The sequence below is a fragment of the Denitratimonas tolerans genome, from assembly GCF_037203605.1.
GTDB lineage: Bacteria > Pseudomonadota > Gammaproteobacteria > Xanthomonadales > Xanthomonadaceae > Denitratimonas > Denitratimonas tolerans.
In genome coordinates, this window is sequence record NZ_JBBDHC010000016.1 from 36,682 (window position 1) to 52,241 (window position 15,560).

The window sequence follows — 15,560 nt, forward strand, 5'->3', positions numbered from 1 at the left end:
TCCGTCCCAGAGCAGGGCGGACAGCACGATGTTGACGTCAGCGACGATCCGCATTCGCGGCACGCTGCTGCGCGCGGGCGGCGGCAATTTCGGCCTGGATGTCCTCGGGGGAAAGCGGCGGCTGCGCGGCGGCGAAGCCGTCCATCCTCCGGGTGCGCGTTTTTTCCTCACGGACGCGCAGAACGTCCACGACATCGGCGACTTCAGCCAGCCGCTGCGGCGGCAGCGACTTGAGCTTTTCCAGCAGGTTTTCGGCGGCTTCGCTCAAGGGTTGCCCAAGGTGATGACGCGGAATGCGGCAGCACGGGCACCCGTCCTGCCTCCCATTTTCCAGGCCGGCCTCATGGTGCGCGCCCCTCCGCCGCCCGCTATCGTGCCGGCGGGCACGACCATATCCCTGCTGCTGCTTGCAGGAATCATTACTCTGGTCGGGATTTGTCCGGCCAAATGATTGATCCGGAACGCGAATCAAGGCAAGAAGTGCCGTAGACTCGACCGCGCACCGCCATCGCAAGGAGAGACCCTGATGAAAACCGCCCATGTTCGCATCCGGAGGGCGCTGACGACGGTCCTCGTGCTGCTCATGCTGCCGTTCGCGTCCGCCTCGGCGTTCGTCGATCCGCCGACCTTCTCACCCGCCCAGCCCTATGCGGGACAGCCCGTCGATATGTCGGTAAGGGCAGGATATTGCCACGGCTTCGCATACCCACCTGCAGGTTACCCCTTTGTCGAGGTGCAAAGGAACGGTGACATAATCGATATAATCATTACGGGATCAGAAAGAACCGATCCATTGTTTTGCATGATTCAGCCACATACAATCACCGAAAATATAGGCGGATTCCCCGAGGGAAGCTATATTGTTAGAATACGAATCCGAAGCATGAGCAGCCCGAGCTATCCAGTTTTGCCGCCAATCTCTCAGGCAAATCTTCAAGTCCGGGGGACGCCACCATCCGTGACAGTATCAGCGACTAGCAATATCTTGCTGTTAATTCTAATCGGAATCATTATTGGAGTGACGGCTCTTCGAGAAAGAATATCAGCAAAGCTTCTCCTAAGCGTCTTCCTTGTCGCACCCATCACTATTTCACCGCCCGCTCATGCACAATTTATAGAAAATACACTGGTAATCTTCGAACTTGTTCGATCCGAGCAAGGCCCGAGTCCAGAGGGTGTCATCAACGGGTTTGATCCTTCAGGCGGGCTCCCTCCGCCACTCGGTGCGCTGTCCGTGGAGAACCCGCAATCCGTTCAGTATTTCATCCCGCATCCATTCCGGGCAAAGGGAGATTTCAAAGCCTATCTCGATGCCAACCGGGAACTGCCGAGAGCGCGCCTGGAGCAGATGATCGTCGTGCGATACCCGCCCGGTGCCGATACGGAAGCCGCCGTCTCCGCGCTGCTCGCCGACGATTTCGTCAGGCATGCGAAGGTACCGATCAAGGTGGAACTGAGCCTGCGCCCTGGCGCCCCCGGCAAGACGCCGCCCACCACTCAAGGAGTTGCAACCCAATACTGGATCGGTGCCATGAGCTTTCCCGCCGCATGGGCCCGCGCAGGCGGCTGGGCGCGAGTGGGGGTGCTGGATAACGGTCTCCATACCGACCACTCCGACCTTCGGGCGCAGGATGCAAACGGCTCCCTGACGGGCGGAAATTTCCTTTCCTCGGCCTCCCTTGACATTGGGCGTCATGGATTTCCAAATCCCATCGACTTCAATGTAGATGAAATGGAACCCGTTCCCGTTACGTCAGCTTCCCAGGTTTGCGATAGCGGCAACGGCTTCATGATTCCCGCATATGCAGGCCATGGTACGCATGTCCATGGCTTGACCTGATTAGCCCTGATCCTCAGCCGATGCTTCGGCGAAGAGTGGCTTTGGCTCGCCATTCCCGCATGCTTTTGGCGGAAACCCGGAGACTTGGCTTTTGTTGTGGGGGCATCTGGAAGCAAAGACACTGGATTCCTGCCTTCGCAGGAATGACGAGCTGAGAGTCAGGGCTAATCAGGTGGCTTGATTGCTGCAAATCACACGAACACCGATGGCGTGGCAGGAGCATGCAAGAATTGCGGCCTTGTCTCTGGAAGAATAATCCAAGACACTTGCCTTTCGTCAGGAATTGTTTTTCCATACATTAATCAAGTCGCCCCTTGGGTTGGTTTGACACTCCTTGCCGAGACGGGCACCCAGGTCGTGAACATGAGTTTTGGCGGACAAGGAAATGGCACCTTCGATTATCCGAAAAATGTCTGCGCTGACCCACTGTTCCAGAACGATCCGGAATGCCTCACCATTGCCTACGCCAGTTCTCAAGGCGTCCTGATGGTAGCCGCGTCGGGCAAATGACCGGGGGAGGCTCAACTTCCCCGCCAGCGATCCACGGGTGGCCAGCGTGGGCGGGCTGGATGAATCCCTGGACTTCTGGGATGAGGACAAAGACCCGCCCCCAAACCACAGCGATAATTGCCCGTTTTCGCCAACCTACTCCGACATGGAGTGCGGCTCCAACTACACCGTGAACGCTGCAACCGACGCCAGGCAGGAGCACGTCGCGCCGGCGCGGCGCGTGTTGTCCACGCTTTATCCCGGCATGCCGTGGAGTCCGACCATTCTCTGCGACGACGCGGCCCTCGGAACGAACGGCGACGGGCAGGGGCCGTGCACCGGCACGTCCATGTCCGCACCGCTGGTGTCGGGGCTGGCGGGTATCCTGCGTTCGATCAATCCGCTGGTGCTGCCGGGCGAAGGCGTGCTGGACCCGCCCTACCACGGCATCCGCTCGGTAATGATCCAGAGCAGCATGCTTCCCACGTTTCCGGACACATGGGATCCCAGGCTCGGATATGGAACGATCCGGGCCGATTCGGCGGTTGCCGCCATGCTGGGACACAGCGACGGCAAGGCGATGAAGAATCGCCTGACGCCGCTCTTCTCGTTCTACGGCGCGGCCGCGAAAGACTGGGCGCACACCACGGTGCCGCAGGCCGCGCTGGCCTTCATGATCAATCAGGCGGGAAGCTACCAGCCACAGGGGGCACTGACGCCGGGCTACCCGAGCTTCCCGTACCAGTACCCGACACCGCCGCCGCCGTCTCCGCGCGCCAGCGCCTACGTGCTGACCACCGAGTTCAAGGTCGACGCCTCGCATCCGGCGCTGGTGCCGCTTTACTGGCTGGACCGTTCCCGTCCCTGGCCTGCGGGGTGCACGCCCGGCGTACCGGGCTGCAACGGCGGCAACCGCGACTTCCTGTTGCTGACATCCGCCGCGCAGGTGCAGACCGCCAGCAACGCCGGGTACGACTATCGGGGCCTGCAAGGCTATGTCTACCAGTCCTGCACGCCGGAACCCGCCTGCATTCCGCGAGGCGCGGAGCGCCTGTGGCTCAAGTGCAAGACCGCCGATGACGATTGCGCGGTGTTTCTGGAGCGCGACCGGGGCAGCTTCGAGGCGCAGGGCTATACGTCGGCCTGGCCGACCGGATCGAGCATGGTGCTCGGCTACGCCTATCCGAACGTGGACAGCGACGGCGACGGGCTGATCGACGGGTTCGAATACCTGCTCGGCACCGATCCGAACCAGGTCGATTCCGACAGGGACGGCGTTCACGATGGCGTGGAGTATCCGCAGGCGGGAGTGCCGCTGTCCGACCCGTGTTCGGCGGGCCGCTGCCGGCTCGACCATCTGTTCGACGATGGGTTCGAATCGCCGCTGCCGGCCGAAAAACCGGCGTCATTCAAGCGAAAGCCGTAATGACGCAAGACGGGAGGTTGTTCGAGGTTCCCGCATGAGTCCGGGGCAGCGCGATTCCGGCGCGGTGCGCGCTTGGCGGGTGGTTTTCACCGGCTGGTCGCAAGAGCGGCGGATCGGGCGCTGGATCAGACCCGCTCCGCGCGCAGTTCGGCCAGCACCGCGGCGGCGTCGGGGCGCACGCCGTGCCAGCGCTGGAAGGCTTCGGCCGCCTGTTCGACCAGCATGCCCAGGCCGTCGGCGGCGCGCGCGATGCCGGCGGAAGCCGCCCAGGCCAGGAAGGGCTGCGCGGTCTCGCCGTAGGAGAGGTCGTAGGCCGCCGCATCGGGTGCCGGCAGCGTGGCGGGCAGCGCCAGCGCGCGGCCGGAGCGGGCGGCGGAGGTGGCGTTGAGGATCAGGTCGAAGCCGTCGGCGCCGGCCAATGCCTCGAAGCCGCAGGTTGCGATATCGCCGCACGATTGCAGGTCGTGCGCCAGCGCCTCGGCGCGCGCGGCGGTGCGGTTGGCGACGGTGAGCGAAGCGATGCCGGCATCGAACAGCGCCGGCACCACGCCGCGTGCCGCGCCGCCCGCACCCAGCAGCAGCACGCGCGCCCCGGCCAGGCGCACGCCGAGGCGGCGCAGGTCGGCCACCAGGCCGGCACCGTCGGTGTTATCGCCCAGCCAGCCGTCCTCGCGCCGGATCAGCGTGTTGACCGCTCCGCTCAGACGCGCCGCATCAGACAGCTCCCGGCACGCGCGCGCCGCCAGCTCCTTGAGCGGCAGGGTGACGTTGGCTCCCCCGAGGCCTTCGGCGTGAAAAGCCGCCAGCCGCGCCGGCAGCGCCTCGGGCGCGAGCTCGATCGCGCGATAGTCCAGCGCGATGCCGCAGGCCTCGCCAAAGCGGCGGTGGATGCGCGGCGAGAGGCTGTGCGCGACGGGCTGGCCGAGGACGGCGAAGCGCGGCATCGGGTCGGACGGCATGGGCAGGTTCCGCGGATGGGAGCGGCAAGGTAGCACCGGCGCGGGCCGGCGGACTTGAAAAGCGCCGGCGGCTGGCCCATCTAGGCAGGGCGTGGGATAATCCGCGTCCTTTTGTCGTTTCCCGCGAAACGGCCCTCTTCCCCAATCAATCTGGAGTCACCCATGGCCGATGAGACCGCCAACGGCGCCGCAGGCGCTGCCCCCGAAGCCGGCAACCAGCCGCAGTTCGCACTGCAGCGCATCTATATCAAGGACGCGAGCTTCGAGGCACCCAACGCGCCGCAGGTGTTCCAGGAACAGGGCCAGCCGGAGCTGCAGCTCAACCTCGGCCAGAAGGTCGCGGGCCTGGGCGAGGGCGTGTTCGAGGTGGTGCTGACCGTCTCGCTGACCTGCACCCTCAACGGCAAGAACGCCTACCTGGCCGAAGTGCAGCAGGCCGGCATCTTCACCATCGCGGGCTTCGATGCGCAGAACACCGACGCGCTGCTGGGCACCTATGCGCCCAACACGCTGTTCCCGTACGCCCGCCAGCAGATTGCCGACATGGTGCAGAACGGCGGCTTCCCGCCCTTCCTGATCCAGCCGATCAACTTCGACCAGATCTACGCCGAGTCGCTGCGCCGTCGCCAGCAGGGCGAAGGGCAGACGGACACCACGCCGGATGCCGGCCACGCCTGATCCCATGCCCGCTCGCCCGCTGCGGCTGGCGGTGCTGGGTGCCGGCTCCTGGGGCACGGCGCTTGCCGCGCAGGGCGCGCGCAGCGGCCTGGAAACCACGCTCTGGGGGCGCGATCCGGAAGCCATCGCCACGATGGCTTCCACCGGCCGCAACGTCCGCTACCTGGCGGACGTGCCGCTCCCGCCGGCGCTGCACTACACCGCTGACCTCGCGCACGCCGTGCGCGAGGCCGACCTGGTGCTCATCGTGGTGCCCAGCCACGCCTTCACCCGCACCGCGCGCGACGTCGCGCCGCTCAAGCGCGCCGGCGTCGGCGTGGCCTGGGCGACCAAGGGTTTCGAGCCGGGGTCCGGGCGCTTCCTGCACGAAGTGGCGCAGGAGGTCTTCGGCCCCGAAACGCCGCTGTGCGTGCTCACCGGACCATCGTTCGCGCGTGAAGTGGCGCAGGGTCTGCCTACCGCCGTCACCGCGCACGCCTTCGATCCGCAGTTCGCGCAGATCGTGGCGCGCGCGCTGCACGGGCCCACGTTCCGCGTCTACACCGGCACCGACATGATCGGTGCCGAACTGGGCGGCGCGATGAAGAACGTGCTGGCCGTGGCCACCGGCGTGGCCGACGGCATGCAACTGGGGCTCAACGCGCGCTCGGGCCTGATCACCCGCGGACTGAACGAAATGCTGCGTCTGGGCGAGGCCCTGGGGGCGCGCGCAGAGACCTTGATGGGCCTGTCCGGACTGGGCGATCTGGTGCTCACCTGCACCGGCGACCTGTCGCGCAACCGCCGCCTCGGGCTTGCGCTGGGGCAAGGCAAGACCGTTGCCGAGGCGGTGCGCGAGATCGGCCAGGTGGTCGAATCGGTGCAGACCGTGGACGAGGTGATGCGCCTGGCCAACCGCCACGGGCTCGATCTTCCGATCAGCGCCCAGGTGCAGCGCGTGCTGCACGGCGAGATCACGCCGGGTGAAGGCCTGGCCTGGCTGATGGCGCGCGAGCAGAAGCCCGAATATCCGGTCTGATCCTGCGCGAGACGGCGCATCATCCGTCGGCGGATGGCTCCGCCGCGCCGTCGAAGCCGCTCTGGCGCCACGCCTCGTACACCGCGATCGCCACCGTGTTGGAAAGGTTGAGGCTGCGGTTGCGCGGGCGCATCGGCAGGTACAGGTGCCGGGCGTCTGGGATCGTGTCCAGCACCTCGCCGGGCAGGCCGCGGGTTTCCGGGCCGAACATGAGCGCATCGCCCGGCGCATAGGCCACCCGGTCGAACCGCACGCGCGCCTTCGAGGAAAACGCGAACAGCCGTGCCGGCCGCACCGCGTCGAGGAACGCCTGCAGCGAGGAGTGCACGCGCAGATCCATGAACTCGCGGTAATCGAGCCCGGCGCGCCGCATCCTGGCGTGGTCGATCGCAAAGCCGAGCGGCTCGATCAGGTGCAGTGCGGCACCCGCGTTGGCGCATAGCCGGATGACGTTGCCGGTGTTGGGCGGGATTTCGGGCTGGTAGAGGACGACGTGGAACATCGGCGTATTGTCGCTCAGCCGCGCCGCCCCTTCAGCCAGCCAGCACCTGCGCCACCTCCGTGGCGTCCAGCGCGCGCCAGGTACCCGGTGCCAGACCGAGTGCATCCAGCCGAAGCTGTCCGATCGCAACGCGCTCCAGCGCGATCACGGCGTTGCCGGTGGCGGCGAACATGCGGCGCACCTGGTGGTAGCGGCCTTCGGTGACGGTGAGGCGCGCGCGGCGCGGGCCGCGCGCCTCCAGGCGCGCGGGCGCGAGCGGGGTGGTTTCCGAATCGAGCATCAGGCGGCCCGACGCGAACGCTTCGGCCTCGTCGCCGCGCAGGTCTTCGGCGAGCGTCGCCTCATAGGTCTTGGGCACCTGCGATTTGGGCGAAATGATCCGGTGCAGGAGCTGGCCGTCGTCGGTCAGGAGCAGCAGGCCCGTGGTGTCGCGGTCGAGGCGACCGACGCTGGACAGCGCCGGCGTGCGCCGCCGGAAGCGCGGCGGCAGCAGGTCGTACACCAGGCGCGAAGGATCGCGCGTGGAGCAGGTGTAGCCGGCCGGCTTGTCGAGCGCGATGACGATCCCGGGCGCGGGGTCCAGCGGCTCGCCATCGATGCGCACCGTCTCGTGCGGTACCCGGTCGTCGCCGTAGAGCGGCTCGCCATCCGCGTCGGTGACCCGACCGTCCGCGAACAGTGCCAGCACCTCGCGGCGGCTGCCGTAGCCCAGGTTGGCGATCTTGCGCAGCAGGCTCATCGGCGGGGTTCCTTCGCGTGGATCACTTTGAAACCGTCGCGCTCGGCGATGCGCCGCACGGTGCCGAATCGCGCCTCCAGCTCGGCTTCGTAGGGCAGGTGCCGATTGGCGACCAGCCAGAGCGCGCCGCCGGGTGCCAGGGCGGCGGCGGCGCTGGCAATGAAGGCGCGACCCAGCGCCGGATCGTCGGCGCGTCCGACGTGGAAGGGCGGGTTCATCACCACCGCATCGAACGGACCGGGCAGGCCGGCGGTGACGTCGTGCCAGTGCGCGCGGATGGCGACATCGGTGCGGCCCGCCAGCGCGTCTTCGAGGTTGCGCCGCGCCGGCTCCAGCGCGCGCGCGTCGGCTTCGAACAGGTCCAGCGTGGCGATGCCCGGGCAGCGGCGCAGCAGCGCCATCGACAGATAGCCCCAGCCGGCACCGGCGTCGGCCACGCGCCCGGCGAGGCCGACGGGCAGGTGTTCGGCCAGCAGTGCCGAGGCGGCGTCGACCCGATCCCAGGCGAACAGGCCGGGCCGCGTCCAGAAACAAAGTCCGCCGTGCACCACCTGCCGCACCTCGCCCAGCGCGCGCCACTGCGCCAGAAGTCCGGCGTTGATGCGGGTCGGGTCCTTGCGCGCCCAGGCGACGCGGCAGCGGTGTTTGGAGCCACCCTGCGCTTCGCCCAGAAGCGCGGCCAGGTCGCCCTGGAGCCCGCGCCCGCCCGCGCTGTTGCCGGCGGCCGCGGCGATCAGCCCGCCGGGTGCCAGCGCATCCACGGCCTGCGCCAGCTGGGCGCGTGTGGCCTCGCGCGAGCGCGGCGCGCGCAGCAGCGCGGTGGCGCAGCGCGCGACGGCGATCTCCGGCGTCGCGTCGAAGCCGGCCGCTGCCAGCGCCTCGAACGCGGGCCGCAGCGGCTGCACGCAGCGCCAGCCGGGCCGCGGCAGCGCGTGACCCGGGCGCGCGTTCAGGAACAGCACCTCGCCTTCAGGCAGGGCGAACGCGCCGGTTTCCAGCGCCCAGGCCAGCGCCGCCAGCGCGTCGTCGTCATCCGCGGTGCGCATCGCCATCCCACCCGAATCGCGTGCGGATCTCCGCCGCCACGCGCGCCGCCTCGCGCAGCGGCGTGATCGCGCCGGGATCGAAGTCGTCGCCCAGCGCCCGCACCCGTCCGCTTTGGCGCAGCGATTCCACGAAGCGCCCGACCTTGCCGCGCGGCGGCCGCGGCGCGAAGGTGAACACCGGCGCGCGCGTGGCGGCGGCTTCGCTGAGCATGTTGACCGAATCGGGCGTGACCACGATGGCGTCGGCCCAGGCCAGGAAGCCGGCGTAGGGGTTCTCGCCGTCGTCCGGGCCGTGCCACTGGTGCGCGGTGAGCGGCGCAAGGTCGCGCCGCGCGGCGTCGCGCAGCCACGCCGGCGTGCGCCGCGAGCTCGTCACCAGCAGGCTGCCGCCCGCCTGCGCGAGCTGCGTCCCGAGCGCCGCCGCAAGGGCGCGCCAGTACGCTTCATCCAGCGCCAGCGCGCGCGTCGGCCCGCCGATGAGGAGAACCAGACGCGGCGCGGGCAGGCGGGCGAACGCGGTGAAGCGGTCGCGCGCCTGCGCGAGCCAGGCATCGTCGATGGGGTTGAGGCCACCGCGCGTGGTGATGATGTTTTCGCCGCGCAGCCCGTCGTGCGCCGGTGCCACGACCAGGTCGAAGTGGCGCGCGTCGATGCGCGGATCGAGGATCTGCACGCTGCGGCAGGTGCCGCCGCTGGCCGCGCGCAGCAGGCGGGTGGCGAGCGCGGCCTGACGCCCGCAGCCGACGACGAGCTCGGGCCAGGGCGCGCGCAGTCGCGCAGCGAATGCGGGCCCGAATGCCCGCGCCGCGCCGGGCAGGCGACGGGGCGCGCTCCAGCGCCACGGCGCGCGGGATTCGAGCCGCAGCGCCTCGACCGCTGGCGCGAGCAGCGAGGCCAGCGCCAGCGCCTGGTTCTCGTTGCCTGCCGCGCCGTCGCTGAGCACCAGCGCGCGGCGCGTCGGCGACGCGGGTATCGCGCCCACGGTCAACCGGGCTCGCGCAGCGCGCCGCGCTCGGGGCAGGTAGACGCCAGCGCCTCGCGCAGGTACTGGATCAGCTGCTGGCTGCGGCGCACCGTTTCGCGCCGGCGCGGCAGCACCGCCTTCATGATCTTTTGCGGCAGTCCGTAGCCGGGCAGCACTTCCACCAGCCGGCCCGAGGCCAGATCCTCGCGCGCCAGAAAGTACGGCAACAGGGTGATGCCCTCGCCGTCCAGCGCCGCATCGCGCATCACCGCGCCGCTGTTGGTCGACAGGCGCGGATGCACCAGCACCCGGAACGTCTCTTCGCCACGCATGAAGCGCCATTCCAGGCCGCTGTCGTTGTAGAGATACTGGATCACCTCGTGCTGGCGCAGATCGGCCGGTTCGGCCGGCGTGCCGTGTTCGGCCAGATAGCCGGGCGCGGCGCAGCAGACCAGGTCGAAGCGCAGCAGCGGCTCCTCCTGGAACTGGCCGGAAACCGCGCCGCGGTCGGTGATGACCACGTCGTAACCTTCTTCCGCCGGATTCACCGGCTGGTCGTTGAGCACCAGCTCGAAGGTCAGTTCGGGATGCTGGCGCAGGAAGCTGGCCAGCGCCGGGCGCAGGGCCTGGATGCCGAAGGCGGTGGGCGAGCTGATCCGCATCAGCCCGCGCAGATTGAGCGCGCTGCCGGAAATGCTGCTCTCCAGCGAATCCAGCTCTTCCACCAGCCCGGCGACGTGCTGGCGGTACAGCGCCCCGGCCTCGGTCAGCCGCACCCGCCGCGTGGTGCGCACCAGGAGCGGCGTGCCGAGCGCGTCTTCCAGCGCCTTGATGCGCCGGGTCACCAGCGATTTGGGCACGCCGAGCTGGCGCGCGGTCTCGGAAAAGTTCTCGAGCTCGGCGACGCGCAGGAAGGTGCGGATGCTGTCGAGGTGGGACATGGCGGCGTGGGCGGAAGCTGCGACGCGGTCGGTGGTCCAATCTATCAGGTCGGGCGCGCAAGCCGCGCGTGAAGCCGGCGGGCAGCGGCCGCTGGCGCAGGATGGCGGTGCCACGGCAACCTCTGATCGCCCATCCCGACTATGAATTGCCGTGCTTTTGTATCTGCCGAGCATCGAACACCGCGTCGGGGGGCGAGTCCATCCAATGACGAACCGCCTCGGTAGTGCCGCACTGTTGCATGTGAGTGAACACCGGATTCCGATGAATCCGTCTTATCGGAGGCGATCCGCGCCCATAAGATGATGGCCATGAACATGCAACTCATTCCATCGCAGGAACGCGGCCGCACCCGACTGGCCTGGCTCGACAGCCGCCACAGCTTCTCCTTCGGCCACTATTACGAACCGCGCCGCATGGGCTTTGGCTCGCTGCGGGTGATCAACGAGGACGTGGTGGCACCCAAGGGCGGGTTTTCCACCCATCCGCACGCCAACATGGAGATCGTCTCGATCGTGCTTTCGGGCGCGCTGGCGCACCGCGACAGCATCGGCACCGTGCAGACCATCGAGGCCGGCGAGGTGCAGCGCATGAGCGCCGGGACCGGCATCGAGCACAGCGAATTCAATCCTTCGTCCAGCGACCCCGTGCACTTCCTGCAGATCTGGCTGCACCCGGCGCACAGGGATCGGCCGCCAAGCTACGCCCAGCGCGCTTTCGACGAGGCCGAGCGGCGCGGGCGCTGGCAGACCGTGGTGTCGCCGGACGGGCGCGAGGGCGGCCTGACCATCGACCAGGACGCCAGCCTCCACCTGTCCACGCTGCCGGCCGGCAGTACGCTGGCGCGACCGCTGGTCACCGGGCGACGCGCCTTCGTCCAGGTCGTGTCAGGCTCGCTGGACGCCAACGGCCAGGCGCTGGACGCCGGCGATGGCCTGGCGATCAGCGGTGGCGATGAACTCGTTCTGCGCGCCAGGGTCGACAGCGCCGTTCTGCTGTTCGACCTGGCCTGACCCCACATCACTTTTTTCGCAAGGAATCCCGATGCCGCATTCCCCGCTGGATGATGCCGCGCTCGACCAGCTTTTCCGCGCCGCGCGCACCTTCGCCTCCACCCACGACACCTGGCTGGACCGGCCGGTATCGACCGACCAGATCGAACAGATCTGGGCGCTGGCGCGGCTGGGGCCGACGCAGACCAATACGGTGCCGGCGCGGGTGGCCTGGGTCGTTTCCGCCGAGGCCAAGGCGCGGCTCATTCCGCTGATGGACGAGGGCAATCGCGACAAGACCCTGACCGCACCGGTCACGGCCATCATCGGTGCCGACCTCGACTTCCACGAAAAGCTGCCCTACCTCTACCCGCACGCCGACGCGCGCGCGTGGTTCGAAGGCGCGCCGGAGCAGGCCGCCCTCCTGACCGCCTGGCGCAACAGTTCGCTGCAGGGCGCCTACCTCATCCTGGCTGCGCGTGCGCTCGGCCTGGACTGCGGGCCAATGTCGGGTTTCGATGCCGACAAGGTCACCGCGGAGTTTTTCCCGGGCACGCGGATTCGTGCCAATTTCATGTGCAACATCGGCTATGGAAACCGCGCGTCGCTGCGCCCCCGCAACCCGCGCCTGCCGTTCGACGAAGCCTGCCGTATCCTCTGATCCACCGCCATTTTCAGGAGAGTTCCGATGAAAACCCGCCTTCTTGCCCTTGCCCTGGTCGCCGCCGCTGCCGCCGCACCCGCCTTTGCCGAGCCGGTCACCTACACCATCGACCCGACCCACACCCAGATCCAGTTCACCTGGAGCCACATGGGTTTTTCCAACATCACCGGGCGCTTCGATGCGTCCGAGGGCACCCTGGTCTATGACCCTGCCAATCCGGCGGCATCCTCGATCCATGTGACCACGCAGATCGCCAGCGTCACCTCCGGCGTCGCCAAGCTCGACGAGGAGTTCCGGGCCGCCGAGTACTTCGATGCCGCCCGGTTCCCCACGGCCAGCTTCAAGAGCACCGCGGTCGAAGCCGCCGGTGAAGGCAAACTCAAGGTCACCGGCGACCTGAGCATCCACGGCGTCACCCAGTCGGCCACGTTCGATGTCACGGTCAACAAGGTCGGCGAGCACCCGATGCGCAAGGTCCAGGCCGCCGGCTTCGACGCGACGGGCACGATCGATCGCACCGCCTTTGGCGTGGACAGGTACACCATGGTGACCGGGCCGGAAATCCACCTGCGCATCACCACCGAGGCCTACGTCGAGGCGCAGTGACGGCGGACGTTCCCGCAGCGCTGCCGCCCGGCCGTCCGGGCCGGGATCGCGGCGATCCGCGCTAGAATGCGTGGATCGCCGTCTTTTTCGGGAATCTCCCATGAGCACCGCCCTGACGCCCGCCAACGCGCAGAAGCGCTACGAAGTCACCCGCGCCGACCTGACGCTGTCGTGCCCGATGCCGGGGATGGAGCTGTGGTGCTCGCATCCACGCGTGTACCTGCCGGTGGACGCGACCGGCGAGGTGCGCTGCCCGTACTGCAGCGCGGTCTACGTGCTCAAGGATTGATCGCCAGCAAGGGGCCGGCGTGCCCGCTCCGCTGACGGTGATGCAGCTCCTGCCGGCGCTGGAGTCGGGCGGCGTGGAGCGCTCGACGATCGAGATCGCGCAGGCGCTGTCGCGCGCCGGGCACCGCGCGCTGGTGGTGTCGGCCGGCGGACGGCTGGTGCCGGAGCTGGAAGCGGCCGGCGGCACCCACTTCACCTTGGCCATCGGCCGCAAGTCGCCGTTCGTGCTGCGCCAGGTGTTCGCGCTGCGGCGGCTGATCGAGCGGCAGCGACCCGACGTCGTGCATGCGCGCTCGCGCCTGCCGGCGTGGATCGCGCAGTTCGCCCTGCGCGGCCTGCGCGGGCCGAGGCCCGCCGTCGTCACCACCGTGCACGGACTCAATTCCGTCAGCGCCTACAGCGCCATCCTGACGCGCGGCGAGCGCGTGGTCTGCGTTTCGGAAACCGTGCGTCGCCACGTGCTGACGCACTATCCCAAAGTCGATCCGCAGGCGCTGCGGGTGATCGAGCGCGGCATCGATCCGGCCGCCTTTCCTCGCGGGCACCGCGCCAGCGAGGCCTGGCGCGCGGCGTTCTTCGCGCAGCACCCGGCGCTGGCGGGGCGGCCGTGGTTCGTGCTGCCGGGGCGCGGCACCCGGCTCAAGGGCCACGCCGAAGCGCTCGCGCTCATCGCGCGGCTGCGCGCGCGCGGCGGCGAGGCGGCGCTCCTGCTGCAGGGCGTGGTCGAGCCCGGCCGCGAACGCTATGTGGACGAACTGCGCGCCGAGGCCGCGCGTCTTGGCGTGGGCGACCGCGTCGCCTTTGCGCCGCCGCGTCCCGACATCCGCGAGGTGATGGCCGAATCGCTGGCCGTGCTGCAGCTGTCCTCCCGCCCCGAGGCCTTCGGCCGCACCGTGACCGAGGCGCTGTCGCTGGGCGTGCCGGTGCTGGGCTGGGACCACGGCGGGGTGGGCGAGCTGCTGGGGCGCGGTTTCCCCGAAGGCGCGGTGGCGCGGGATGACCTGGATGCGCTGTGCGGACGCGCCCTGGCGTGGCTGGCACGGCGCCCGCAGCCGGCACCCTTCGAGGCGTTCTCGCTCGATGCCATGCAGGCCGCGACGCTGGCGGTCTACGCCGAGGTGCGCGATGGCCGCTGAGCGCGCGCACCTGTCGCTGGCACACGGGCTGCTGCTGGCCACGGTGGCGGTGCTGCCCTTCGGCGTGGCGGCCGAGCTGCCGGTGCTGGCCGGTGCCATTGCCGGACTGATTGCCCTCGCGCGCGGGCGCATCGACTGGGCGCTGCCGACGACGCGCCTGGCGCTTGTGCTGGGGCTGGCCTACTGGCTGCCCCAGCTTGCGTCGGCCCCGGACAGCCTGGCTCCGGAAAAGAGCTGGGTGGAAGTCGCGCTCGACCTGCGCTTCCTGCCCTTCCTCCTGTTCGTGGCGCAGCCGGTGCGCGAGGGGCAGGACGCCGGCCGCACGCTGCTGACCGGCATCGCGGCGCTCACCCTGACCTGGTGCGCCGACGCGCTGCTGCAGGCCACGACCGGGCTGAGCCTGGGCGGTGCCGCCACCAGCGACCGCCTCAGCGGGATTTTTGGTGCCGGCAATCTCAAGCTCGGCGGCGTGATCGCGGTGCTGGCACCGTTCGCGCTCATCGCGGCCTGGCACAGGTTCCGCGCCTGGGGGCTGCTGGTCTGCTTCCTCGCGCTGCTGGTGGTGGTGCTCTTGGCCGGCGCGCGGGCAGCGTGGATCGGGCTGGCGCTGGGCAGCGGATTGGCGCTCTGGCACCTGCTCGGCGGCCGCCGAGCGCTGCTCGGGCTGGTTGCCGCAATGGTCCTGGTCGCGCTGGTTTCGGCGCTGGGCTACGTGTCGTCCGAACGTTTCGCGCAGCGCCTCGATCGCACCGCAGCGGCGCTCGGCGCTGACCACGACGGCATCGAGCACGCGCTGTCGGGCCGCCTGGCCATCTGGGACGTGGCCTGGCGCATGGGCGAGGACCATCCGGTCAACGGCGTGGGCGTGCGCGCCTTCCGCCATGCCTATCCCGATTACGCGGCACCGGATGATGTATTCGTCGATGCGCAGACCGGGCAGGGGGCCTTCCACGCCCACCAGATCATGCTGGAATTGTGGAGCGAAACCGGCGCGATCGGGCTGGCCTGCTGGCTGCTTGCCGTGCTGTTCGGCTGGCGCGGCTGGCGACGCCAGCCCGCGAACGCACGAGCGCGCGCGATGCCCGCGGCCATCGCGCTGGTGGTGGCGCTGTTTCCGGTCAACACGCACTACGCGGTCTATTCCGCCTTCTGGGGCCTGCTCCTGATCTGGCTGGTCGGCATCTGGCTGGCGCTCCTGGCCGGTGCCGCGGATCCGTCAGCAGACGCGGCGCACCCCGGCCGCTGATGGCTCCGCCGCGCCGCGACAGCGCGCC

General features: G+C 69.0%; 17 protein-coding genes and 1 pseudogene. 12 read left to right on the plus strand and 6 right to left on the minus strand.

Annotated elements, in window-relative coordinates:
- Nucleotides 1-28: 28 nt before the first annotated feature.
- The 4 genes and pseudogenes from WB794_RS10920 to WB794_RS10935 form a co-directional block, all read left to right on the plus strand.
- Entirely contained in the window at nucleotides 29-451 is a 423-nt protein-coding gene (locus tag WB794_RS10920) for a hypothetical protein (RefSeq protein WP_337335886.1), read from the plus strand.
- 75 nt (nucleotides 452-526) lie between these two features.
- The gene (locus WB794_RS10925; RefSeq protein ID WP_337335887.1) at nucleotides 527-1,840 is read left to right on the plus strand and encodes a hypothetical protein; all 1,314 of its coding nucleotides are present in this window, start codon (nucleotides 527-529) and stop codon (nucleotides 1,838-1,840) included.
- A 177-nt stretch (nucleotides 1,841-2,017) separates the two neighbouring features.
- Nucleotides 2,018-2,350: a hypothetical protein gene (locus tag WB794_RS10930; RefSeq protein WP_337335888.1), complete on the plus strand. Its 333-nt coding sequence runs from the start codon at nucleotides 2,018-2,020 to the stop codon at nucleotides 2,348-2,350.
- Nucleotides 2,351-2,366: 16 nt separating this feature from the next.
- A pseudogene (locus tag WB794_RS10935) lies at nucleotides 2,367-3,755 on the plus strand (thrombospondin type 3 repeat-containing protein); the annotation flags it as partial.
- Nucleotides 3,756-3,880: 125 nt separating this feature from the next.
- Here the strand turns inward: WB794_RS10935 and aroE are convergent.
- A complete protein-coding gene (aroE, locus tag WB794_RS10940) occupies nucleotides 3,881-4,714 on the minus strand; it encodes a shikimate dehydrogenase (protein ID WP_337335890.1) in 834 nt (277 codons plus the stop codon).
- A gap of 162 nt (nucleotides 4,715-4,876) precedes the next feature.
- Between aroE and secB the strand changes: the two genes are divergently transcribed.
- Together secB and WB794_RS10950 are read left to right on the plus strand one after the other, a co-directional pair.
- Complete coding sequence (secB, locus tag WB794_RS10945; RefSeq protein ID WP_337335891.1) at nucleotides 4,877-5,392, plus strand: protein-export chaperone SecB; 516 nt, start codon at nucleotides 4,877-4,879, stop codon at nucleotides 5,390-5,392.
- A gap of 4 nt (nucleotides 5,393-5,396) precedes the next feature.
- Nucleotides 5,397-6,410: an NAD(P)H-dependent glycerol-3-phosphate dehydrogenase gene (locus tag WB794_RS10950; RefSeq protein ID WP_337335892.1), complete on the plus strand. Its 1,014-nt coding sequence runs from the start codon at nucleotides 5,397-5,399 to the stop codon at nucleotides 6,408-6,410.
- Nucleotides 6,411-6,429: 19 nt separating this feature from the next.
- On the opposite strand, the gene WB794_RS10955 is transcribed toward WB794_RS10950, so the two are convergent.
- From WB794_RS10955 to WB794_RS10975, 5 genes are read right to left on the minus strand one after another with little or no spacing between them, the layout of a single operon-like run.
- On the minus strand, nucleotides 6,430-6,912 hold the full coding sequence (locus tag WB794_RS10955) for a tRNA (cytidine(34)-2'-O)-methyltransferase (protein ID WP_337335893.1): 483 nt from the start codon (nucleotides 6,910-6,912) through the stop codon (nucleotides 6,430-6,432).
- A 31-nt stretch (nucleotides 6,913-6,943) separates the two neighbouring features.
- The gene (locus tag WB794_RS10960) at nucleotides 6,944-7,651 is read right to left on the minus strand and encodes a pseudouridine synthase (protein ID WP_337335894.1); all 708 of its coding nucleotides are present in this window, start codon (nucleotides 7,649-7,651) and stop codon (nucleotides 6,944-6,946) included.
- The gene (locus WB794_RS10965) at nucleotides 7,648-8,697 is read right to left on the minus strand and encodes a class I SAM-dependent methyltransferase (protein ID WP_415926685.1); all 1,050 of its coding nucleotides are present in this window, start codon (nucleotides 8,695-8,697) and stop codon (nucleotides 7,648-7,650) included. Before WB794_RS10965 ends, WB794_RS10960 begins: the two co-directional genes overlap by 4 nt.
- Nucleotides 8,681-9,679: a mitochondrial fission ELM1 family protein gene (locus WB794_RS10970; RefSeq protein ID WP_337335896.1), complete on the minus strand. Its 999-nt coding sequence runs from the start codon at nucleotides 9,677-9,679 to the stop codon at nucleotides 8,681-8,683. Before WB794_RS10970 ends, WB794_RS10965 begins: the two co-directional genes overlap by 17 nt.
- A 2-nt stretch (nucleotides 9,680-9,681) precedes the next feature.
- Nucleotides 9,682-10,602 carry a LysR family transcriptional regulator gene (locus WB794_RS10975; protein WP_337335897.1) on the minus strand — a complete coding sequence of 307 codons (921 nt, stop codon included), beginning with the start codon at nucleotides 10,600-10,602 and terminating at the stop codon, nucleotides 9,682-9,684.
- A gap of 315 nt (nucleotides 10,603-10,917) precedes the next feature.
- On the opposite strand from WB794_RS10975, the gene WB794_RS10980 reads away from it, so the two are divergent.
- From WB794_RS10980 to WB794_RS11005, 6 genes are all read left to right on the plus strand, one after another.
- On the plus strand, nucleotides 10,918-11,613 hold the full coding sequence (locus tag WB794_RS10980) for a pirin family protein (RefSeq protein ID WP_337335929.1): 696 nt from the start codon (nucleotides 10,918-10,920) through the stop codon (nucleotides 11,611-11,613).
- Nucleotides 11,614-11,644: 31 nt separating this feature from the next.
- Nucleotides 11,645-12,253, plus strand: coding sequence for a malonic semialdehyde reductase (locus tag WB794_RS10985; RefSeq protein ID WP_337335898.1), 609 nt, complete (start codon nucleotides 11,645-11,647; stop codon nucleotides 12,251-12,253).
- Between the two features lie 27 nt (nucleotides 12,254-12,280).
- Nucleotides 12,281-12,862 carry a YceI family protein gene (locus WB794_RS10990; RefSeq protein WP_337335899.1) on the plus strand — a complete coding sequence of 194 codons (582 nt, stop codon included), beginning with the start codon at nucleotides 12,281-12,283 and terminating at the stop codon, nucleotides 12,860-12,862.
- Nucleotides 12,863-12,962: 100 nt separating this feature from the next.
- A complete protein-coding gene (locus WB794_RS10995) occupies nucleotides 12,963-13,151 on the plus strand; it encodes a zinc-finger domain-containing protein (RefSeq protein WP_337335900.1) in 189 nt (62 codons plus the stop codon).
- A 40-nt stretch (nucleotides 13,152-13,191) separates the two neighbouring features.
- Nucleotides 13,192-14,286 carry a glycosyltransferase gene (locus tag WB794_RS11000; RefSeq protein ID WP_337335930.1) on the plus strand — a complete coding sequence of 365 codons (1,095 nt, stop codon included), beginning with the start codon at nucleotides 13,192-13,194 and terminating at the stop codon, nucleotides 14,284-14,286.
- Nucleotides 14,276-15,532, plus strand: coding sequence for an O-antigen ligase family protein (locus WB794_RS11005; RefSeq protein WP_337335901.1), 1,257 nt, complete (start codon nucleotides 14,276-14,278; stop codon nucleotides 15,530-15,532). The genes WB794_RS11000 and WB794_RS11005 overlap by 11 nt, the downstream gene beginning before the upstream one ends.
- Nucleotides 15,533-15,560 lie beyond the last annotated feature (28 nt).